The following is a 22,001-nucleotide window of genomic DNA, read 5'->3' as shown; positions in this document are numbered from 1 at the left end:
TCATATTTTTTTACTTTAATGATATTCTGAATACAGTGAGGAAAGGAAGTGTACTTACATATGGATAATCGGCAATTTCGTGATACAATGGGTAAATTTGCTACCGGGATAACAATTGTAAGCATTGATTATAAAGATGAAATGTTGGGAATGACTGTTAATGCATTTATGTCGGTTTCTCTTGAACCAAAACTCATAGCTATTTCAATAGATGAAAATGCAAGACTATATACTAAGTTGCAAGAAACGAAACAGTTTGGAATTAGCATATTACGAGAAGAACAGAAAGAAATATCGATGATTTTCGCAAAACAAATGGAAAAGGATCGTGAAATTCCTTTTGTTAAACAAAGCGGTGTACCAGTTATTGATGGTTCGGTTGCGACACTTTCTTGTCAGGTAAAGGACACAGCAAAAGCTGGCGATCATATGATATTTATTGCAGAGGTTACGGAAATTAAAGCAGACGGTGGAGATCCTATTTTATTTTATGGGGAAACTACAGGACAGTTAACCCGGAATAAAGAAGGAATTTGCTGATTTATAACGAATTAATAAATATAGCCTATTCTAAAAAGGATGTGGAAACCCTATGAATATCAAAGACTTTATGATCCAGGATGTAATTACAGCAACAAGAAGCACTTCCGTTAAGGAGTTATTAGAACTGCTTGTAAACCATAAAATTGGTGGAGTTCCTGTTGTTGATGACGAAAACAATTTACAGGGAATGATCAGTGATGGGGACGTTATTCGTTACCTCCAGCCAAAGGGAAGAACGGTTTATGACATGTTTGCGTTAGTTCTGGTCAGTGAAAAGGAAGACCTAATGCATAAGCTCGATTATGCGATTGATCATAAAGTTGAAAATGTCATGTCAGGTAAAGATATCTTTACTGTACATCCGAATGATGAACTTGAAAAGGCTTTAGCAATTTTTGCAAAACATCGATTTAAAAAAATACCGGTTGTTAATCAAAATTATAAAGTGGTTGGGGTGGTAAGCAGAGGGGATGTTATTCGATACATTTCGACAACGCTGATCACGAAAGCTGACGAAAAATAAACATTAGATTAGCTTTAAAAAACTATTTGCGTATACTTGCAAATAGTTTTTTTATACTTTGAAAAAGCGGACATTAATCCGTATAATGAATATATATGAACTGTTTAACGAGAAGGGATTTGTACGATCTTGCAACTTTTAAAAGAAATACAACAAGAAAATTTGGTGTCGCTATATACGTTGCTTAACGAACATGGTGATCGGAAACAAGCACAAAATTTAGTGGATTTATATGAAAAACTTGAGAAGAAAGAATTGGTAATCAGCTTTGCCGGTCATTTTTCTGCTGGAAAGTCGTCCATCATCAATGAATTATTGGGAAAATCACTTTTGCCACAAAGTCCAATACCAACAAGCGCAAATGTAGTAAAAATATTTTCCGGTGATGGATACGCAAGAGTGCATTTTCATCACGAAAAAACGGTCGAATATAGTGAACCTTATGATATCGATTTAATTAAAGCGTACTGCCAGGATAAGGATACGATTAAAAAAATTGAAATAAGCTCTTCCAATTCTATCCTTCCCTCTGGTACCGCTATAATGGATACGCCAGGTATTGATGCCGCTGATGATGCTGATCGACTTATCACGGAAGGGTCCATACACCAGATTGATGCCATGTTTTATGTAATGGACTATAATCATGTGCAATCAGAAGTGAATCTTGAGTTTTTACAGGAGATTCAAAAAAAAAATATCCCATTTTCACTTATAATCAATCAGATTGATAAGCACAATGAAGCTGAATTAGCATTTTCGACATATCAGGACAAAATCAAACAAACGTTTAATCAATGGGAAATTTATCCTGAAAATGTCTTTTTCACATCATTAGTGGATAGACCTGTCGAACACAATCAACTCTTGTCACTGAAGAAATATTTCTCAACGATGATGACGACAAAAAAAGCTGACTATTATTCTATTGAACGATCCGTTTTGCAAATTATTGAAGAACATAAGCATTTTGTTAACGATTATTATAACGATAAAATAGAAATGCTTAAAGCTGAATCTGATGGTTTTGAAATGAATGTGAAGCGTATGGAGGAATTAAGGAATCAATTAGATTATGCGAAAGACGAAGTTTCACAATTTGAAAAAGATTTTCAGCAAACGGTTAATACCACGCTGCAAAATGCTTATATTATGCCCGCTGCATTACGTGATAAGGCACAATCTTATTTGGAATCCCAACAAGCTAATTTTAAAATAGGATTATTTGCTTCAAAGAAAAAGACGGAAGATGAACGGTCAAAACGGCTCAATAATTTTTTGTCATCCTTACAGGAAAATATGGATAAATCTATGCAATGGAGGCTTCGTGATAAACTGATTGAACAAATGAAGAAATATCACATAACAGATCCTGATTTGGTGCAAAACATGCAGGATCTATCCATAACGTATACAGAGGACGACCTTAAGTCGCTGATTAATCCTGGCGCCGGGGTAAACGGCGGATCTGTACTCAATTACACACAAGATATAAGTAATGACATTAAAGCAAGACTAAAAAGGGAAGTAATGACTAAAAAGGCAGCAATAATATCTCGATTAAATGAACAAAATACGGAACAAATCAAAAAATACCAAAGTGAATTGACAGAGATGCAGAAGGCTGAGAATGTTAATGAAAAGATTATGCAGTTAGTTGATCAACGTGATGGAAAAGTAAATATGCTGCAGGAAGTATTGGCAAACCGTCACCCAATAAATGATGAATGGAAAAAATTCAAAGAAGAGTTGAATATACGAAACAATATAAGTAAGGAAACCGCTCCACAAGCTGACAATACTGACATTGATCGTGCAAATGTCGAACAAAGTCCAGTACAGGCTCGGGATAAGGATCAAACAACCTATACTACCATCGATGATGTACTGCATGGTATTAACCGGACCCTTGAGGTGGTAGAAGCTGTACCAGGATTTGATCAATTAATAATTGATCTAAGACATAAGCAGGAGAAATTGGTTAAACGGTCTTTTACCATAACGCTTTTCGGGGCATTTAGCGCTGGTAAATCATCGTTTGCTAATGCGTTAATCGGCGAGTCTATTTTACCTGTTTCGCCAAATCCGACTACAGCAGCAATTAACCGGATTGCTCCCGTTTCCAGTGAGCATAAACATGGATCAGTAATTGTAACAATGAAAGATGAAAAAACTATTCTCCAAGATTGTTTAGTCCTTTTAAAAGGACTTTCCCCGCGAAGTAATAGTCTGGAAGATTTGTATAAATGGCTTAAAGGTACAGATATTTCTTCCCTGGCTAGAACACAGGCCCATTATTTACGGGCAATAACCGATGGCTATGAATCAATGAAAGTTAATATAGGTGGTTATATTGAATCTAATGTTGATGATTTTGCTGCATATGTTACTGATGAAACAAAAGCCTGCTTTGTCGAATCGATAGACCTGTATTATGATTGTTCCCTGACGAAACAAGGTATTACCCTGGTAGATACCCCCGGGGCTGACTCGGTAAACGCCAGACATACCAATGTTGCCTTTGACTATATTAAGCATGCGGATGCAATATTATATGTAACCTATTATAATCACGCTTTATCACGTGCAGATAAGGATTTTCTAATGCAACTGGGACGGGTAAAGGAATCCTTTGAACTTGATAAAATGTTTTTTATGATCAACGCAGCAGACCTTGCAAAAGATGATGAAGAATTATCATTGGTGGAGAATTATGTTAATGAACAGCTATTGCAATTGGGCATCCGTTTTCCGAAGTTATATCCTATTTCGAGTCGCGCTTCACTTAAGAACAAACTTGAAAAAGAACCGTTAAACGATCAGATGTATCATTTTGAAGAGCAATTTTATAACTTTATTCACCATGATTTAACGAAGCTAAGCATTGAGTCCGCACTTTGGGATATGAACCGGGCGCATCATGCAATTTCAAGTTATGCTGCATCTTTAAAGCTTTCGGAACAGGAAAAGGTTAAGCAAAGAAATAACTTACAACATAATAAAGAGGAGGCCTTTCAGGTCATTCGGGAATTGGATAAGGATTCGTATACAAACGCTATTTCCCAGAAAATTGATAAGCAGCTTGTCTATGTTTTGGATCGGTTATCGATTCGGTTTCATGATATGTTTAAAGAAATGTTTAATCCAACTACCATTCAGGATTCCGGTAAGGAAGGAAAACTTCAAATCGAAAACAGCATGCAGGAATTACTTGACTATGTCGGCTATGAATTACTTCAGGAATTACGAGCAGTATCCTTAAGAATCGAAGCGCAAATACGTGAATTAGTCGATGAAATAGGCAAAGTAGTAAAGGGCAAAATTATCAATATTGACGATCGTTTTGCGTTGCCGAGCAGAAATGAAATAGATCTAGCCACTCCGAATTTTAACCAGGCATTTCGTGATTTGGATTTAGTTGTTTTTTCGAAGGCGTTATCAAGCTATAAAGGCACAAAATCATTTTTTGAGAAAAATGAAAAGGAACGGATGAAGGAGGCAATATTCGCTGTACTCAAACCATTTGCAAAGGAATACCTTGATGCAAACAAACAGATGATGGATATTTCATATATGGAACAATGGAACGATACAATGAAACAAGTTAAGCTGGATTACGAGCAAAGCATTGATTCCTATATTGATGGATTGCTGCGTGTATTATCAGATAGGGATAATCAAGCGGCGTTAGCAAATAAAGAGAATGAACTGGCATCCATAATGAAAAATTATGGAATTGGGCAGTAAAGGAGAGTGTGTCATGGGTAAACCAACGATTTTACTTGTTGATGGAATGGCGCTATTATTCAGGGGTTTTTTTGCGACATCATTCCGCGGCAATTTCATGCGAAACAGTGAGGGAATTCCGACAAATGGAATGTATCAATTTTTAAAGTATATGCTGGATGCAATTGAAACTTTTGCGCCAACATATGTCGTATGCTGCTGGGATATGGGGAGTAAAACGTTTCGCACAGAAATGCTGCCGGATTATAAAGCGAATCGTTCCGCACCACCAGAGGAGTTGATCCCTCAATTTGATCAAATTAAAGAAATCATGGACGTATTTACAATACCTAATGTTGGTCTTGAAAATTACGAAGCTGATGATTGCATTGGTACATTGGCTAGAGTGCACAGTAAAGCGAATGAAGTCTTGATCCTAACCGGTGATCATGACATGCTGCAGTTAGTCGATCCGGGTATTCAGGTAGCAATAATGAAAAAAGGCCAAGGCAATTATGAAGTCTTTACACATGAAAATTTCCGCGATAAAAAAGGAATCGTTCCTAAGCAAGTAATTGATATGAAAGCATTAATGGGGGATTCGGCCGATAACTATCCAGGGGTAAAAGGAATTGGCGAAAAAACGGCGTTAAAGCTTATTCAGGAATACGAAACGATTGATAATTTGCTCGAAAATATAGAGTCTTTACCAAAAGGGGTTCAAACTAAAATTAAAACCAATTTGGACATGCTGCATTTATCAAGAGAATTAGCTGAAATTAAATGTGATGTACCAATTAGTTGTGAACTGGAAGATGCCCTCTGGAATTGTGACAAGGGGTTAATCGGTGACAGACTACGTGAACTTAATTTTACTAATCTGGCCAAATTAGTGTAAACCAAATTTAGAAGAGCGTAAGCGCCCAGTTTAGAAGCGGACGTATAAGCAAGGGATGGGTTTGACGTTCGTAGTGTCCCTTGCTTATGACGGCAGCTCCTGGCCGCTGAAACTAGACATATTTTACATTCTTAATCTCAACGAAAGGATGAGGGCATGCCCTCATCCTTTTTTAAGGTTCTAAAATTACCTTAATGCAGTTATCTTCCCGTTTATTAAAAATGTCATATCCGTGTGCTGCTTTATCTAACGGCAGTTTATGGGTAAGAATTTCAGTAGGGTCTATTTGGTTATTTACAATCATGTCATACAGATGCGGCATATATCCACGTGCGGGCGCTTGTCCCATTTTTAACGTTATATTTCGGGTAAAGAAAGGTCCTAACGGGAACATATTATACAAACCGCCATAAACACCTGTTAGCTGAACGGTTCCAGATTTTTTTACTGCTTTAGTTGCAATTTGTATTGGGCCAAGTGTACCACCCTGGAGTTTTAGTTTCTGCTCCATAAATTCCAACGGTGATTTCTTCCCATCCATGCCAACACAATCAATAACAACATCGGCTCCACCTTTTGTTAATTCTTTGAGTGTTTCACCCATATCCTCATCTTTTGTAAAATCGAATGTTTCGGTCAGATTCATTTTCCTGGAATGATCAAGGCGATAGTCAAAATAATCAACAGCAATAACCCTTTTAGCTCCTTTTTTCCATGCAAACTGTTGGGTCATTAGGCCGATGGGTCCGGATCCAAGAACAATTACCGTATCTCCTCGTTTGACCCCCGCATGTTCCACACTCCAATATGCTGTAGGTAAAACATCTGATAAAAATAGCAGTTGCTCATCCTCTAATTCACAATCTTCCGGAATCAGGAAGGGAGTATAATTTCCAAATGGAACACGAAGGTATTCCGCTTGGCCCCCGGGTAATCACCAAATTTTTCAGAGTAGCCAAAATATCCGCCAGAATCATAATGCGGATTAGCATGATCACATTGACTTTCCATATGCTTTGAGCAATAAGGACATGTTCCACATGCAATCGTGAATGGTATAACCAACCTATCTCCTTTTTTGACTTTGGTAACGTCAGGTCCTACTTCCTCCACAATACCCATTGGCTCATGGCCGATTACATATCCGATTGGTAAAGGGAAGTTACCTTTATACAAATGTAAATCAGATCCGCAAATTGCGGTAGAGGTTATTCTTACAATCACATCCTCTTATCCTGGATGATAGGATCTTCTACTTTTTCTACACTTATTGAATTTTTTCCTTGGTATGTAACTGCCTTCACTTGCGTCAGCCTCCATGTCTATAACAAAATCTTACACACTTATGGTCAGTCAAACTGGCGGAATTCATACGTTTTTTCAGGCTAAAAAGTAGGTAAAAGAGGAATCTGTCAGGTATATACAAGTAGGGGTATAGGTACATACGAAACGTTCCAATTGTATACGATTAGGGGTATACCTATATACCTGCGTGTTTTGTTTAGAGTGTTTCTCCTTCCCGTCTTGCGGTCTTTCAAATTAGTGAATACAATGGATATATTAATATAAGTACTGGAGGACGTATAATGACAAAGTTATTTGTGTATGGAACATTGCGTGAAGATAACCGAAATCATTTTTATCTCAAGCGTGTAACTGTTATCTGGAAACAATGCTGGGTAACAGGATCCTTGTATGATACTGGTAATGGTTACCCAGTATTACTCAGAAAAAAAGAAAATCAGCCGGTTTATGGAGAACTTTATGATGTTTCAAACGAGCAATTGAATAAAATAGATGCATTGGAGGGATATGATGAAACAAGACAACACAATTTATATAATCGCGAATACATTACCGTAGTTCATCACAATGGGGATAAGACCCGAGCCTTGGTGTATTATGGAGGAGAAAGTTTGATTGATTCAGCTGATCATATTGAAAGTGGGGATTGGAATGTTCATGCATATCTTAGAGAAAATAACATCCTGTAGCAGAGGATTAATTAGTAGTTAGCACAGCACATATATTGCTTGGCATCAGGCCAATATAAGTAATAAAGGGGGGTTTGAAATGTTGTTTTCATTAAAAAAAGTTAAGGTAAATGGAATTATTTCAATTGATAATCTTATCATCCCTGATCAAAGGATCACATCTATTGTTGGGCAAAGTGGAAGTGGAAAATCAACGTTTCTACGGTTATTAAATAATTTAGATGATCCTGATTCCGGGGAAATTCGCTTCCATGGTGACGATCTACAAGAGCTCGATCCAATTGAATTAAGGCGAAAGGTTACAATGGTCCCACAAACCCCTGTTATTTACGAGGGAACAATTAAGGATAATTTATTGATTGGCTTAAAATTTGCCAGATTAGAGGATGTTTCCGATCAACATATGATTGACATATTACGTTTGATGAATTTAAACAAAAGCTTGGAAACTATTGCGGATGAGTTATCGGGGGGAGAAAAGCAACGTCTTGCTCTAGGACGCAGTATGCTGCTTAGCGCCGAAGTTTATCTTCTTGATGAGCCTTCCTCTTCATTAGACGATAAAACCGCCTCAGATGTCATCCACGCATATGTAAACTATATGAGAGAACATAACAAAACAGTGGTAATGGTTACCCATGACCGAGAGTTGGCGAAGGAAATTAGCGATAATTTCATTTCTATGGATAGGTACAGCGAAACATTGAAGGGGGTAAATCATAATGGATGAAGGCGGAGCTATTAATATAGGCCTCTGGCAATTGGTAGCTGCCTATTTTTTTATTCTGCTATTACTTGTTATCGTCAAACTAAAGAAAATACCACGCGAGAAATTAATCGTCATTTCCACTATTCGGATGACACTTCAGCTTATATTAGTTGGATATATTCTCATTTTTATCTTTGATCACCCACATCCAATGCTTACCCTTGTGGTCATTCTATTTATGCTTGGTTTTGCTATCTTGAATGTCTATCAACGGACAAAGGAATTGATGCACCTATCCATCAAAAAAATGGTGGCACTTTCCATGATAATTGGAGTAGGTTTCAGTCTAGTTTTTTTTATGTTAGTTGTCCTTCAGTTAGATCCATGGTATGATCCGATGTATTTCATACCCATCGGAGGAATGCTGATAGGAAATACAATGACTGGAATTTCCTTAGGTGTAAACAATCTTTTAATTGGCATGCGTGAACAAAAAGAAAAAGTGGAAGGAGCTTTAATGCTTGGTGCCACGCCAAAACAGGCATCGAATGGGATCATAAACGAGGCATTTGATTCAGCAATCTTACCTACAATTAATTCGATGGTGGGCATGGGGATTGTTTTCCTGCCAGGGATGATGACTGGACAAATTATTTCCGGCACATCACCACTTGTTGCTGTTGAATATCAAATTGCCATTATGCTTGGGGTAGCCGGGACCGTTTCACTAACTGTTGTTATCTTTTTGCATCTTGCGTATAAAACATTCTTTAACGAACGGCAGCAACTTAGGTTAAAAAGAAAATAAAATGCTCAGGTTTCCCGCGAACCTGAGCATTTGTTGCGTTAAACTTGAGCTGGTTGTTGTGCGGGCTGGTAAATTGGCGCAATAGCTTGCATTGCGTTTGGTGGTGCAGGCATAAGAGGATAATACCCTTTTTGGGTCATATATTCCCATATTTCATATGCATGACGACTACTGTTCAGGAAAGCATTTTCTAAAAAAGTACGTAAATCTGGATTTGCACACTCTACAACAGCTGCTGCATAGTTTTTTGCTGAACCCTTTTGATTTAGCAGGTAGGCTGTAGCAATTTCCCGGTCGTTTTTTTGCCCAGCTTGTGTTCTCGGAACGGCAGATTGGAATTGATTAACAGGTGCCTGGGTATAGGAATCCAGAACAGGCTTTAATTCAGCTGGTTTAAACTTTGTAATATCCGGTGTCGTATTACTTTGGAGAAATTCAACTTTCAAATTATAGTCCTGTACGTGAAGCGGATAATGTCTTTCCAGCAACTTCTTCAATTCCGGGTCCTGTGCTTGATTTATGGAGTCAGTCAAACAAGTAACGGTATTATAACATCCTGCTACAAGCTCACTTAGTTCGTTTAACTCATGTGATGCTAATTGCATGCATATATCCCCTTTCAATTAATTATTGGGTCCATGGTGCTGCCTATCATTATCCTTCAAGTTTATTTCATCAATAAAGTCATGTTCACTTGCAAATTCAACCCGATCAATTTCCTGGTATTGGCGTTCTTGATCATCCTTGTGCTTTCGTTTGCGTTCTAATCTTTGTTTGCCCATCACAACACCCCCATTATAAAAGTTTTGCTACAAATTTATTTTGTCCTTTTTCGTTAAAATAACTCAGGAAAAAGCTTTTCGCTAGAATGATTAGATTACTGAAACATAAGGCTTGCTAAAACGTATGTATATGTAGTAAGCCATTTTTTACTTTTTGGAGTACAAATTTACTTGGCGATGGGTTTGTTTTCTAAAAAACGGGGGTGAGTTGACGTTGACTATACTTGGGTGGGTTTTCTGGGGAACGATTGTTTTTATTATTCTTTTGGCCGTTGTTCTCAGACGTTTTGGTGTCCGACCTGAAGAAAAAAGCGAAAATCAAATTCGAGCGGAAGAGCATGCCAGAAACCTATCGAACAGGAATTTTACTGATGGTGGTGGGTTTTAAAAAACAAAAAAGATGAGGCTGCCGTTTTCGGTAGTCTTTTTCAAAAGATCTTTTAGTATAACGAAAATCTGTCTAACTCAAGGGCCGAGAAGCGAACGCCCTGGGCTTTTCTTATTGCAAACGTCATGATTCAACAAGTTAGGGTTCATATGATATGGTTATACTTAATTCCTTTATATTTTCCTCAAGTGTAAAAAAGTGGTGAATAAGGAATACTATGCAGGAAAGGTGTGATCATCGTGAACGTTACAGCAAATAAATTAGGCATGTGGAAACAAAAATATCCTTTACTGGGTGATATAATGAACTTGGATCCAGTTATATGGCTAAATTCACATCTGAAACAGGTAAATAATTTACCTGAACTTCCCCTTGATAAACATGATATAGAAGAAGCGGAACAATTATGGCATCGGTTTGCACCATATTTGGCTAAAGAATTTCCTGAAACAAAAGAAACAAACGGCATTATTGAATCACCCTTAAAAAGGATTACAGCTATGGAAGAGGAAATGGAACGGTTTTATTCTGCCATTTCGGGTAAGTTATACCTTAAATGTGATAATGAGCTACCAATTGCTGGTTCTATAAAGGCTCGCGGTGGCATATATGAAGTGCTGCACCACGCTGAAAATTTGGCAATAGATGCTGGTCTTATTAGTGAAAATGACAATTATGAAGTATTTGCAAGTGATAAATTTAAATCATTTTTTAATCAATACAATATTGGTGTTGGATCAACAGGAAACTTAGGATTAAGTATTGGAATCATTAGTGCGAAACTTGGTTTTCATGTATCGGTTTATATGTCTGCTGATGCAAAACAATGGAAAAAAGATTTACTCCGTTCTAAAGGAGCAACCGTACTTGAATTTACCGGCGATTTCAGTGAGGCGATAAGCGCCGGCAGAGAACAAACGATTAATGACCCTAAAGGATATTTCGTTGATGATGAGGATTCCAAACATCTATATGTTGGATACAGCGTGGCTGCGTTACGCCTGCGTAAACAATTGGAGGATCAACACATCCAAGTAGATGCTGAGCATCCGCTGTTTGTTTACTTACCTTGTGGTGTAGGAGGGTCACCAGGAGGCGTCACCTTTGGTTTGAAACAGGTATTTGGTGACCATGTTCATTGCTTTTTCGTTGAACCAACTCACTCACCATCGGTATTAATTGGATTGTTGACTGGTGAGATGGATCAGGTAAGCGTTCAGGACTTTCATATAGATAATCGAACAGAAGCGGACGGTCTAGCAGTGGGAAGACCATCACAATTTGCCACTCCAATCAGTGATCACTTGGTTAGTGGAATATATACCATTGAAGATGAGGAATTGTATAAAATGCTTGTTATGCTTGCAGATTCAGAGGAAATTCACCTCGAACCATCTGCAACTGCCGGATTGCTTGGACCAAATAAGATGGCGCAGTCCAGTTATCTAGAGAACAATCGTTTAAATGCCCAAAACGCAACACATATTGCATGGGCAACTGGCGGGGACCTTGTACCAGAAGATGATTGGAAACAACTCTATGAAAAGGGAGAAAAGTTAATGAAATGAGAAGCGGCTAAATGATCGTATCCGGTCATTTAGCCTTTTCCATATTTTCTGTATAGTGTTAGGATGAAGTAAACAGTAACGAGGAGATTGAAGGATGAATTATTTAGACAAACTAATTCCGTTATTTGAAGATCAGCGAAACGAAGAACAGGCGGCCCCAATGAAAAAATATATGAAGAATCATTTTTCTTTTCTTGGAATAAAGACACCTGCCAGGGTTCAATTAATGAAAGAGTTTTATATAGATACGGCAATTTTAAAAAGACCATTTCAGCGTGATTTAGTTTTAACATTATGGGGAAAGCAGGAGCGCGAGTACCAATATGCCGCACTTGATTACATAGGCAGGTCCCTAAAAAAATTGGAAAAAGACGATCTTTTTTTACTGGAGAAGTTGATCACAGCCAAATCATGGTGGGACACTGTTGACGCGCTTGCACAAAATCCGGTAGCGAAACTTGCAGCTAGCTATCCTGAAGTCATTCCAGAAACAATTGACAGTTTTGTTATTGATGAAAACATCTGGTTACAACGGACAGCGATCCTTTTCCAGTTAAAGTATAAACAAGATACAGATGAGGCATTATTGTATCATTACATAAAACACAATGCAGCGAGTACGGAGTTTTTTATTCAAAAGGCAATCGGCTGGGCCTTAAGGGAATATTCAAAAACAAATCCAGATTCAGTCAGAGATTTTATAAAAGAATCTGATTTGGCAAAATTAAGTATTCGCGAGGGAAGCAAATATTTAAAATAATACATACAGCAAGCAAAAAATACTCCGATATTCTTCTTAAAAGAAGGGGGTATTTTTGTTTTCCTCCTAAAAGTGATTGCTTTTCACCCAAATTGGTAATGATTGTAAGAGAATTTGAATCAGATCGATAGGGGTTAGAAGTCATGAAGATGATGTATTTGGCAGCAGAACTGGTTGTTGGTTTCATTTTATTATTTATTCTGGTAAAGTTTCTCGGGAAAAAACTGATTAACCAAATAACACCGTTTACATTTATAGCCGCAATTGTACTTGGTGAATTATTGGGAAATGCTTTGTATGATGAAAAAATTGGATTAAGATATATCGTATTCTCCATGATTTTATGGGCATTATTACTGTTTATTGTAGAAATCCTGGGGCAAAAGTTCCTTCCATTACGAAAAGTCTTTGAGGGAAAACCATCTGTCTTAATCCATAATGGTGTTTTAAACAGGGAGCAATTAAAGAAGAATCGTATGAACATAAATCAACTGCAAAGCCTGCTTAGACAATCCGAAACATTTTCGATACGTGAGGTGGCCTACTGCTATTTAGAAGCCAATGGGGCCATTAGTATAATGAAAAAATCACCAAAACAAAAATTGCAGCAGGATGATATAAATCTTCCTGCACAAACCGTTCATGTTCCAGTTACACTCATCCGAGATGGAGAACTATTGCCAGATGAATTAGTTGATATGAATCAGAATAAAGAATGGTTAATGAATCAACTGAAAATGCAAGGAATTGATAACTATCAGGACGTTTTTCTTGCTGAATGGCTGGAAGGAGATGGCCTTTTTGTACAAACTCTTGAGCAGGTCTCTGCCATAAACAAATAGTGTTTACGCAGCTTTTTTCTCATCATTATTCCTCTTTATTGCTTGATGCTTAACATCCCAGTAATGGATGCGTGGTAGCCCAAAGTAAATCCAATAGTCTTGAATTAGGGATGTTCCAACAAACAGAATCAGTTGCCAATCCAAATGTCTCATGACAAAACCTCCAGTCGTATTAATAGTTATATTTTTGCACAAACTTGTCTAAGAACCTTTATGTTACGGAGGATTAAAAATGCCGGAATTACCAGAAATGGAAAATTACAAAGAGTTGCTTCAGCAAAAGATTGTCGGAAATACAATTTCGGGTGTAATGATAAACCGGGATAAATCAATAAATTTGTCCTCGGATGAGTTTGTCAAAAACGTACAAACTCAAAAAATCAAAACAATCGAAAGAAGAGCGAAGTATTTACTCTTCCATCTAAACAACAATTCTGTTTTACTATTGCACCTTATGCTGGGCGGCTGGATGTTTTATGGTACCGAAGAGGACAAGCCGGATCGTACAGTTCAAGTGCAATTATCCTTTGGTAAGCAGCATCTCTATTTTATCGGTCTAAGACTTGGTTACCTTCATCTATTGTCACAGGAAGAAGTGAAGGGGGAATTAGCAGATTTAGGACCGAATCCACTCGATGTAAACTTTTCACTTGATACCTTCTTAAATCTTATTAGGAACAGACGAGGAATGATTAAAACGACACTAGTCAATCAGGAATTCTTAGCGGGGATTGGAAACCGTTATTCTGATGAAATCGCCTGGCACGCACAACTGTTGCCTGAACGCAATATGAATGAACTTAACGATAAAGAAAATGTTCAATTATACCAATCCATTAAGTTTATTCTGAAACAGGCAATCCAGTATGGGGGGTATATGGATGAACCTTTATATAAAGGGGATACCAAAACTGGCGGTTACCTAGATCGGACATATGTGTATGATCGTAAAGGGGAAGCATGTAAGCGCTGTGGCGCACCAATTATTAAAGACAAAATTTCATCCCGAAAAACATTTTATTGTGACGAATGTCAAAAATAACACTTTTTACTGGAGGGGTTTGGTATGAAATTTGGCAGTCATGTTTCCATTAGCGATGGGTATTTAGGTGCTGCGCAGAGAGCGGCATCCATGCATGCATCCGCATTTCAGTATTTCCCCAAAAATCCAAGAAGTTTATCGATAAAAGATTATAGTAAAGAGGATGCAGCATTATGTAAGGAATTCTGTAAAAAGCATAATCTGGAATCCGTAACCCACACACCATATCCGACAAACCTGACAGCTACAGATGATGATAAAAGAAGTCTGGTTATCCAATCTCTATTAAATGACTTGGCAATTACCGAAGCATGTGGATCCATTGGTGCGATTGTGCATTTTGGCAAGCTGATCGCTGCAGATAATCCACTCTCTAGTTATCAACTGATTATTGAAACTCTCAATGAAACCTTAAATCAATGGGACGGGCATTGCAAAATACTCATTGAAAATAATGCTGGAAAGCCTGGGTCAATTGGAACAACATTGGAAGAACTTGTTCAGATTCGTAATTTATCCGATCAACCAGAGAAAATAGGATTCTGTCTCGATACTTGTCATGCATTTGCAAGTGGCTTGTGGACCGGTGAAAATTGGGAAGCGGTTTTGGAAAAAGGAGAGGAACTAGGTTATTTTGAGCATTTAGCTGCTATCCATTTTAATAACTCAAAATATGAAACCCGGTTAGGCAAAGACCGTCACGCCAATATATTTGACCATGGATGTATTAAAGAATCTCAATTCGATCAACTTATGCACGCACCACAGTTAAAACACATCCCATTTATTTTAGAAACACCAAAGAGAGAAGGGATCACACATAAGGAAGAGATTCATCAATTACAAGACAAATGGGGATGGATCTAATTCTTCTGTTATAAGGATACCTGTCACGGTCCAACCTTTTTGATGCATATGCTATCAATAGGTTTATGATTAGACAGGAGGAAAAGATATGTATCCTAATTATGCTTTTAGTCAGTATGGAAACTGGTATGCTAATTGCCCGTGTTATGCCAACTCATACGACTACTACCGTAACTATGCAACCGAGTATTATAATTACCGTCAACAATCCGTTCGTGGGCAAGCCACATGGACAACGGGAGGCACAATTACAAAATGTGGCATCCCATGGACAGATAATCAATCAATGACAGTAGCTGTAGGAGAAGGTTCTCCGTATCAGTGTGGCCAAACCTTAAAAGTTAGAAATCTTTCGATGCCAGGGAGAGAGGTTTTGGTAGAAGTGGTTGACACGGTTCCTGGTTATCCGGCAAATAGAATCAATCTTCAAAAGAAAGCATTTGAAGCGCTTGGGGCTAATCCCGATCAAGGCGTCATCAATATTGAAATAATTCCATCACCTCAATTAGAGCTGGAAAAATGGGGGAAATATTTATTGGAAATTACTCAAACGGCTTATCCCGGGTATAACGTAACAGAATATAATACGATAGGTAAAACCCAATTGACCCCAACAGAAACAAAAGAAACCTATGAATTTATTTTACAATCGCCACAAGAAAGAATAAAGATTCGGGGCAATGTAATTTATAATACAAATACAGAACGAATTATATCGTTTGATATTAATGAGGTAAATGAATGATGGAATGTGAACAGAAAGTATCGTTGGATTCCAATTTTGCTATATCAGCTCAACGTTTTTCATTAAAAAAGGGGCCTATAGGACCCCTTCAGGCTTTCAAAAAATTTTTGGCAGCCTGATTTACATGCGTTATTGGAGTTTGCAAGGAAATCAAAAGGTTCGAGAGCAGAGCAAAGGGAGTGGAAACCGCGAGACTTCTGCGGAATAATGAATGTGCCGAGACCACGCAGGTGGGTTTTAAATCCACTGAAAAAGTTAATTATAATACAAAATATGAGGATCTATCATCGCATCTTGAATATACTGCGCTTTCAGTGGGCGAGTGTCGAGTCTCCTTGCCCCGGCAAGGGGTAGCCAATGTTGCCCGCAAAGGGCGGTTATAGTCAGGGGCCTCATTAATTGCCGTCCTCCGGGGTCTCGCCGATCTCTCACTTCCCGCAGGACAAGGAAAGCTTCCCGATTTTCAGATTTCAAGTGATTTAAAATTTCCCGAAATCCATTGCATGTGGTATATTGAAAACAGAACGTTAGTTCTTAGATGCCGATATGAGGGAGGTTATTTTGTGGAAGCCAAAATGGAAAATTTAGAAGACGTTGTTTAAGTAATGAGGAAATAATAAAATTATATCAGGAAGGTGCTAGTACAACAGAAATAGCTGCCAAAGCAAATGTTTCATCTGTGGGCGGATCGGAATCCTTTATGCTAACCCTTAAAAGAGTAATTGAAAAGCAAGGATTCGAAACAAATTTCACAAGCACAAGACTTATTTTCGAGTATATGTAAGCGGACGAAGAACTATAAAAATTTTTTCTGTTTGGTGTATCAAGATAAAAAAATATATTTAAAAAGAAAATTTTACACTTTTCAATTGGAAAAGTTACCCCTTAATCAATTGGCAGATAGAAAGCTTAAGTACAATAAGAATGCAATCAGGAAAAGAAAACTTAATGAAACACGAAGAAGGTCAAACTTTTACTGATGGGGGCTATGTAGGGAAAAACAAAGATTGCTTTTTTTATTCTCATTTTCTCTAGTAGACATAATCTTTATTATAGGTACTCATTAAAAAAACTCATTTTCTCATCTCATATCCAAGTATACTTATGATAGTGAGATATTTAAAAAATCTCATGCAGATAATAAGTGCATGAGATTTTTATTTTTACAGACCAACATATTTTGCTCTTGGTCTGTAAATTGTATTGTTGTTTGCTTGTTCCATTACATGTGCAGACCAGCCAACTATTCGACTGGAGCTAAATATTGCTGTAAACAAACTAGAATCGATTTCCAATGTTTTCATAATCGCAGCTGCATAATACTCTACATTTGTATATAATTGCTGACTTGGTTTATATTTCTTTAAAATTTCAATCGTTTCTGCCTCAATTTTTAACGCTAATTCAATCCAGTCTGGCTTATTATTTAATCATAAAATTTGCTACGTGGTCTAAGTTGTCATTAGGTGTAATTACTGGTTTCTTCCGCAACTGGTTAAATCGATATGCAATAATGGTTGGTGTAATCGCAATCAATTGCACCGCATTGTCATACATGGCACTTTCTTGAGTTGATACAGCAGATATAGCTGTTCGTAATACATCCATCATGCTTTGGTCTTCCGGCAATTGATCAATGATTTGTTGTAAATATGCGGGCATTATTCGGTACCTTTTCAAGTTTTCCTGAAAAGCCTGGAATTCGGTATCTAAAGGATTTTTTCCGTGCAATAAGAAGTACGCAATTTCCTCAAACGAATAATCTTGAATAATTGTTTGAATTTCTGTGCCGCGATACGTCAATATACCTTGCGCTCCGTCGATATTACTCAGTTCCGTTTCTACTGCAATAACACCCTTTAACCCAGGTTGATACATGATCATCTCCCCTTCCCTTTCTGACTTAAATATAAAGGATAATGATGATTATTAAAATTTAATAATTTTTTGTATAATAATAAATATAACTTATTAATGAGGTGAATAAATGGATAGCCGCACATTGCAAACGTTCATTCTGGCAGCTGAATACGAGAATTTTAGAATGGTTGCCGAAAAGCTTTATATAACGCAGCCAGCAGTCACCTTTCAGATCAGGCAATTGGAGAAAGATCTTGGGGGAAAATTATTTGCGAAAAACGGAAGAAATATAGCTTTAACCGAACTTGGCAGATTGTTTTACATGGAAGCAAAAGAAATGGTATCCCACTATGAAAAAAGTATGGACAAAGTAAATCGTTTTCAACAGGGATACCACGAAACCATAAGAGTTGCAATTGCACCCTTGTTAGCTGATACAATTTTGCCAAGTATTTTTCGGGCGTATACGAAAGATTTCCCGCACGTGGAAATGTCTATACAGGTTTTGGAATCGAATCAAATTTCGACTGTGATTGAAAATGGACAAGTTGATATAGGGCTCTCCTGCTTACCAGGTTCAAGTATTATTAAAACAGCTAAATTTCATGAGGAACCAGTAAGTCTGGTATGTAACCATGATGGTTATGATGCTGAGTCCGGGCCGATAATTGATGCACAGCAGTTGTTGGAGAACTCCATTATATTTACTGATAATCATCCCGTATATTGGGATGGATTAAAAGAACAGTTAAAAGCCAGACTAGACAGCTACAAATTTATGAAAGTTAACCAATCCCACATTACCAAACGATTTATTTTAGAAGGAATTGGAGTAAGTTTTTTGCCAAAGTCAATCATTAACCGTGAAATAATCGAAGGAAGATTATTAGAAGTACCTGTGCATTTTATAGACCCGCCAGTTGCAAGTATGTACATTCTTCACAAGTATGAACATCAACTGGAAAGCGGCTTTGTTTCGTTTATTTCTACTTATTATTATGGTTGAAAATACGATTAATCGGTCAACGGCATAGCCGGCTCTATCCTATTATATGCAAGAGATAATGAGAATAGAACCTATTAATCTTAATTTATTTCATTTGTAATCTGTGTCACCCTCTTTTAAACAGGCTGTAACCACAAACTACTGAATACCGTGTTACGATAAGTTTGTCAATAATTAAAAGGGGGACTACATAATGAAAAAATTAGTATCTTTATTTGTAGGTTTAATTATGATAGGCATTTTTGCAACAACCGTGGCTGCGGAGGAATATGAAGTGAAAAAGGGAGATACCCTTTGGGATATAGCGAATAATCATAACATAGAAGTGGAAGAGTTAATGAATGTAAATGGATTAAATTCTACTTTGATTCATCCGAAACAAATATTAAAACTAAATGGACATAAGAACAAATATTACATTGTACATAAGGGAGATACACTTTCAGGCATCAGCAAATCATACGGTGATAGTGTAACAGTGGCCGATTTAAAAGCGTGGAACGATCTTTCTTCCGATTTGATTATCACGGGGGAACAAATAATAGTGAATGGGACGGAAACTGTTCAACAGGAAGTGAACCAATTATCTGCAGATGTCTCTCAGGCACCAGTAAAGGCTGATCCGGTTATAAAAGAAAAAGCGGGCAAGGAAGTAACCCAATCAATAAAGAAAAAAGAGGCGAAGCAATCAAACGTAGAAGGCAGAACATTAACTGTTGAAGCAACTGCTTACACAGCTAATTGCGCGGGGTGCTCGGGAGTGACTGCAACAGGTGTAAATTTAAATGAAAATGAAAACGCGAAAGTTATTGCTGTTGATCCATCCGTTATACCACTTGGCACAAAGGTTTATGTAGAGGATTATGGATATGCTGTGGCAGCCGATACCGGTGGTGCTATCAATGGGCAGAAGATTGATGTCCATTTCTCAACGAAGGATGAGGCATACAGCTGGGGCAGAAAAACTGTCGATATAACGATATTAGAATAGTTGTGTAACTAGACACCGAGGAACCATCTTTAGAAAATCTAAGACTAGTCGCCAAGAACTAATGGCGAAAGTAGCCTTAGATTTTCTTATATTTTATACCGATTAAGATTTATACATTTTTAAAGTATAAAAAAGATGTTCCCTATGTGTATTATTAATTTTATAAACATTTTTCCAAATTTGAATGGCTTGGGATTTGAAAAGCTGTTTCAGCATTTTTTACGGCATTCATTACGGCATTTTCCACGACCATGCTTGCTAACATACTCAGGACGTTAAGGTCGGTTTCAATCTTATTTGTTGATAATGCAAAAAGCGTATCACCATCGACAAGAGTATGAGATGGGCGAATTGTTCTAGCGAAGCCATCATGCGCGATTGCTGCAATTTTATTAACCTGTGACTTGGATAATTTCGCGTTTGTCATGATAGAGCCTATTGTTGTATTTCCCGTAAACCGATTCGTTGCTTTTTTCTCAAGCTGCTTAAGCATTTGCTTATCGCTTCTAAGAAAAATTTGCTTGGAACGATCATAAACACCGGCTAATATTTGATTTGTTACAGGATCAATGATATCACCGAAAGCATTCACAGCAATAACTGCCCCAATCTGCAAATCACCAAGTTCAATTGCATAGCTGCCTATTCCACCTCGCATTACATAATCGCTGCCAAGACATTTTCCAACAGTTGCTCCCATACCTGCACCGGCACTTCCCTGCTTAAAAACGTTATTAGAATAGGCCATGATACAGGCTTTGTAACCCATTTGACTATCGGGACGCACATTTGAATCTCCCGGATATAAATCAAATAAAATAGCCCCGGAAACAATTGGTACTTTTGTCACCTGTACATCAAATCCCACATTCTTCTCTTCTAAAAATTTCATTACCCCATTTGCTACATCAAGACCAAATGCACTTCCGCCAGACAGGAATACACCATGCACTTCTTCTACCAGATTTTCCGGTTTGAGGGCATCTGTTTCCCGTGTGCCAGGTGCTCCACCGCGAACCTCAACACCGCCTACCGCACCATCTTCGCAAATAATAACGCTACAGCCGGTTAACGCATCACTATTTTGGGCGTGGCCAAATCGAAAACCAGTAAGTTTCTGAATAGGTATTTCCTTCATCATGAATCATCCCTTTCATGTTTCAATTGATAGGTGTTAGGCTACATTATTTATATAAAGACACGGAGTGTGATCAAATGATAACAGATATTTTGGTAAGTGGAGTTGTACAAGGTGTAGGATTTCGCTATGCTACCAAGCAGCTTGCTGGCGAGTTTAACCTTAAGGGCTGGGTTAAAAATAATTCAGATGGTACAGTGCAGATTCAGGTAGATGGAGATGGGAAAAAAGTTCAAAAGTTTATTAAAGCAATTAAAAACAATCCCACAGGCTCTTCCCATGTGAGCGATATCAAAGTGACAGAAATCGAAACTACTGAAACGTTTCATCAGTTTACAATAAAGTAAATTTCTCTTGTTCTAGAATAATGCTTCTTCAAACTTTGAAATAGTATAAAAAAAATAGCCACTATGCTGCATAGTGGCTATTTTTTATATTAACGGTCTTCAAAAAACTTGCGATTCATCTCAATATATTCATTCTCTTCCTCAGGAGTTTCATCTTCCATATATATCGCTTCAACTGGGCAAACAGCTTCGCATGCTCCACAATCAATACAAATATCAGGATCAATGAAGAACATATCTTTTCCTTCTTCTATACAATCGACTGGACAAACTTCGACACATTCGCCAGATTTTTCATCTTTACAAGGTGATGTAATTACAAAAGCCAACTGAATTCCTCCTCTATAGTAATAATTTCTTTTTTATAGGAATAAACATATCAATGCAACTAAAAAAGATGCAATAGTTGTGATGATTATGTACGTATGATTAAGAATCTAAACCCAACTATAACTATTTTCATC

Annotated in this window: 24 protein-coding genes and 1 pseudogene; 17 read left to right on the top strand and 8 right to left on the bottom strand. The window is 37.5% G+C overall.

What is annotated here, in order from left to right; genetic code table 11:
* Positions 1 to 60: 60 nt before the first annotated feature.
* The 4 genes from CFK37_RS15255 to CFK37_RS15240 all read left to right on the top strand — a co-directional run bounded on the left by CFK37_RS15255 (position 61) and on the right by CFK37_RS15240 (position 5,690).
* Positions 61 to 540, top strand: a complete 480-nt coding sequence (locus CFK37_RS15255; RefSeq protein ID WP_089062676.1) for a flavin reductase family protein — start codon at positions 61 to 63, stop codon at positions 538 to 540.
* A 52-nt stretch (positions 541 to 592) separates the two neighbouring features.
* Positions 593 to 1,066, top strand: coding sequence for a CBS domain-containing protein (locus CFK37_RS15250; protein ID WP_089062675.1), 474 nt, complete (start codon positions 593 to 595; stop codon positions 1,064 to 1,066).
* A gap of 129 nt (positions 1,067 to 1,195) precedes the next feature.
* Entirely contained in the window at positions 1,196 to 4,813 is a 3,618-nt protein-coding gene (locus CFK37_RS15245) for a dynamin family protein (RefSeq protein ID WP_089062674.1), read from the top strand.
* Between the two features lie 13 nt (positions 4,814 to 4,826).
* A complete protein-coding gene (locus CFK37_RS15240; RefSeq protein WP_089062673.1) occupies positions 4,827 to 5,690 on the top strand; it encodes a 5'-3' exonuclease in 864 nt (287 codons plus the stop codon).
* Positions 5,691 to 5,862: 172 nt separating this feature from the next.
* Here CFK37_RS15240 and CFK37_RS15235 read toward each other — a convergent pair.
* Positions 5,863 to 6,994, bottom strand: a pseudogene (locus CFK37_RS15235) (zinc-dependent alcohol dehydrogenase).
* Positions 6,995 to 7,276: 282 nt separating this feature from the next.
* Here CFK37_RS15235 and CFK37_RS15230 point away from each other — a divergent pair.
* From CFK37_RS15230 to CFK37_RS15220, 3 genes are all read left to right on the top strand, one after another.
* Positions 7,277 to 7,684 (top strand): gamma-glutamylcyclotransferase family protein, encoded by a 408-nt coding sequence (locus CFK37_RS15230; RefSeq protein ID WP_089062672.1) that lies wholly within the window; start codon positions 7,277 to 7,279, stop codon positions 7,682 to 7,684.
* Positions 7,685 to 7,763: 79 nt separating this feature from the next.
* Entirely contained in the window at positions 7,764 to 8,414 is a 651-nt protein-coding gene (locus CFK37_RS15225; RefSeq protein ID WP_216639611.1) for an ABC transporter ATP-binding protein, read from the top strand.
* Entirely contained in the window at positions 8,407 to 9,201 is a 795-nt protein-coding gene (locus CFK37_RS15220) for an ABC transporter permease (RefSeq protein ID WP_089062671.1), read from the top strand. Before CFK37_RS15225 ends, CFK37_RS15220 begins: the two co-directional genes overlap by 8 nt.
* Positions 9,202 to 9,239: 38 nt before the next feature.
* On the opposite strand, the gene CFK37_RS15215 is transcribed toward CFK37_RS15220, so the two are convergent.
* Both CFK37_RS15215 and CFK37_RS19975 read right to left on the bottom strand, forming a co-directional pair.
* Complete coding sequence (locus tag CFK37_RS15215) at positions 9,240 to 9,806, bottom strand: spore coat protein (protein WP_089062670.1); 567 nt, start codon at positions 9,804 to 9,806, stop codon at positions 9,240 to 9,242.
* Positions 9,807 to 9,824: 18 nt separating this feature from the next.
* A complete protein-coding gene (locus CFK37_RS19975) occupies positions 9,825 to 9,983 on the bottom strand; it encodes a hypothetical protein (RefSeq protein WP_157724863.1) in 159 nt (52 codons plus the stop codon).
* A 214-nt stretch (positions 9,984 to 10,197) separates the two neighbouring features.
* On the opposite strand from CFK37_RS19975, the gene CFK37_RS19970 reads away from it, so the two are divergent.
* The 4 genes from CFK37_RS19970 (at position 10,198) to CFK37_RS15200 (ending at position 13,541) form a co-directional block, all read left to right on the top strand.
* Complete coding sequence (locus CFK37_RS19970; RefSeq protein WP_157724862.1) at positions 10,198 to 10,371, top strand: ATP synthase subunit B family protein; 174 nt, start codon at positions 10,198 to 10,200, stop codon at positions 10,369 to 10,371.
* Between the two features lie 266 nt (positions 10,372 to 10,637).
* On the top strand, positions 10,638 to 11,939 hold the full coding sequence (locus CFK37_RS15210; RefSeq protein ID WP_089063675.1) for a D-serine ammonia-lyase: 1,302 nt from the start codon (positions 10,638 to 10,640) through the stop codon (positions 11,937 to 11,939).
* Positions 11,940 to 12,033: 94 nt separating this feature from the next.
* Complete coding sequence (locus tag CFK37_RS15205) at positions 12,034 to 12,699, top strand: DNA alkylation repair protein (protein WP_089062669.1); 666 nt, start codon at positions 12,034 to 12,036, stop codon at positions 12,697 to 12,699.
* Between the two features lie 143 nt (positions 12,700 to 12,842).
* A complete protein-coding gene (locus CFK37_RS15200; protein WP_089062668.1) occupies positions 12,843 to 13,541 on the top strand; it encodes a YetF domain-containing protein in 699 nt (232 codons plus the stop codon).
* Between the two features lie 3 nt (positions 13,542 to 13,544).
* Here CFK37_RS15200 and CFK37_RS20200 read toward each other — a convergent pair whose 3' ends face one another.
* Positions 13,545 to 13,694 (bottom strand): hypothetical protein, encoded by a 150-nt coding sequence (locus tag CFK37_RS20200; protein WP_172840514.1) that lies wholly within the window; start codon positions 13,692 to 13,694, stop codon positions 13,545 to 13,547.
* A 79-nt stretch (positions 13,695 to 13,773) separates the two neighbouring features.
* On the opposite strand from CFK37_RS20200, the gene mutM reads away from it, so the two are divergent.
* From mutM to CFK37_RS15185, 3 genes are all read left to right on the top strand, one after another.
* Positions 13,774 to 14,583: a bifunctional DNA-formamidopyrimidine glycosylase/DNA-(apurinic or apyrimidinic site) lyase gene (mutM, locus tag CFK37_RS15195; RefSeq protein ID WP_089062667.1), complete on the top strand. Its 810-nt coding sequence runs from the start codon at positions 13,774 to 13,776 to the stop codon at positions 14,581 to 14,583.
* 24 nt (positions 14,584 to 14,607) lie between these two features.
* The gene (locus CFK37_RS15190; RefSeq protein WP_172840513.1) at positions 14,608 to 15,450 is read left to right on the top strand and encodes a deoxyribonuclease IV; all 843 of its coding nucleotides are present in this window, start codon (positions 14,608 to 14,610) and stop codon (positions 15,448 to 15,450) included.
* An 88-nt stretch (positions 15,451 to 15,538) separates the two neighbouring features.
* Positions 15,539 to 16,195, top strand: coding sequence for a DUF3889 domain-containing protein (locus CFK37_RS15185; RefSeq protein WP_089062665.1), 657 nt, complete (start codon positions 15,539 to 15,541; stop codon positions 16,193 to 16,195).
* A 1,163-nt stretch (positions 16,196 to 17,358) separates the two neighbouring features.
* Here CFK37_RS15185 and CFK37_RS15180 read toward each other — a convergent pair.
* Together CFK37_RS15180 and CFK37_RS15175 are read right to left on the bottom strand one after the other, a co-directional pair.
* The gene (locus CFK37_RS15180; protein WP_245837395.1) at positions 17,359 to 17,565 is read right to left on the bottom strand and encodes a citrate/2-methylcitrate synthase; all 207 of its coding nucleotides are present in this window, start codon (positions 17,563 to 17,565) and stop codon (positions 17,359 to 17,361) included.
* Positions 17,566 to 17,617: 52 nt separating this feature from the next.
* Entirely contained in the window at positions 17,618 to 18,073 is a 456-nt protein-coding gene (locus tag CFK37_RS15175) for a citrate/2-methylcitrate synthase (protein ID WP_157724861.1), read from the bottom strand.
* 109 nt (positions 18,074 to 18,182) lie between these two features.
* Between CFK37_RS15175 and CFK37_RS15170 the strand changes: the two genes are divergently transcribed.
* Together CFK37_RS15170 and CFK37_RS15165 are read left to right on the top strand one after the other, a co-directional pair.
* The gene (locus CFK37_RS15170; protein ID WP_089062662.1) at positions 18,183 to 19,061 is read left to right on the top strand and encodes a LysR family transcriptional regulator; all 879 of its coding nucleotides are present in this window, start codon (positions 18,183 to 18,185) and stop codon (positions 19,059 to 19,061) included.
* 193 nt (positions 19,062 to 19,254) lie between these two features.
* A complete protein-coding gene (locus tag CFK37_RS15165; protein ID WP_089062661.1) occupies positions 19,255 to 20,052 on the top strand; it encodes a 3D domain-containing protein in 798 nt (265 codons plus the stop codon).
* A 160-nt stretch (positions 20,053 to 20,212) separates the two neighbouring features.
* On the opposite strand, the gene CFK37_RS15160 is transcribed toward CFK37_RS15165, so the two are convergent.
* Positions 20,213 to 21,193 carry a P1 family peptidase gene (locus CFK37_RS15160; RefSeq protein ID WP_342746709.1) on the bottom strand — a complete coding sequence of 327 codons (981 nt, stop codon included), beginning with the start codon at positions 21,191 to 21,193 and terminating at the stop codon, positions 20,213 to 20,215.
* 74 nt (positions 21,194 to 21,267) lie between these two features.
* On the opposite strand from CFK37_RS15160, the gene CFK37_RS15155 reads away from it, so the two are divergent.
* Positions 21,268 to 21,537 carry an acylphosphatase gene (locus CFK37_RS15155; RefSeq protein ID WP_172840512.1) on the top strand — a complete coding sequence of 90 codons (270 nt, stop codon included), beginning with the start codon at positions 21,268 to 21,270 and terminating at the stop codon, positions 21,535 to 21,537.
* 89 nt (positions 21,538 to 21,626) lie between these two features.
* On the opposite strand, the gene CFK37_RS15150 is transcribed toward CFK37_RS15155, so the two are convergent.
* Entirely contained in the window at positions 21,627 to 21,866 is a 240-nt protein-coding gene (locus CFK37_RS15150) for a DUF362 domain-containing protein (protein WP_089062658.1), read from the bottom strand.
* Positions 21,867 to 22,001: the final 135 nt, after the last annotated feature.

The organism is Virgibacillus phasianinus, from assembly GCF_002216775.1.
Classification (GTDB): domain Bacteria; phylum Bacillota; class Bacilli; order Bacillales; family Amphibacillaceae; genus Virgibacillus_F; species Virgibacillus_F phasianinus.
This window is presented reverse-complemented; position numbering and strand designations above follow the sequence as displayed.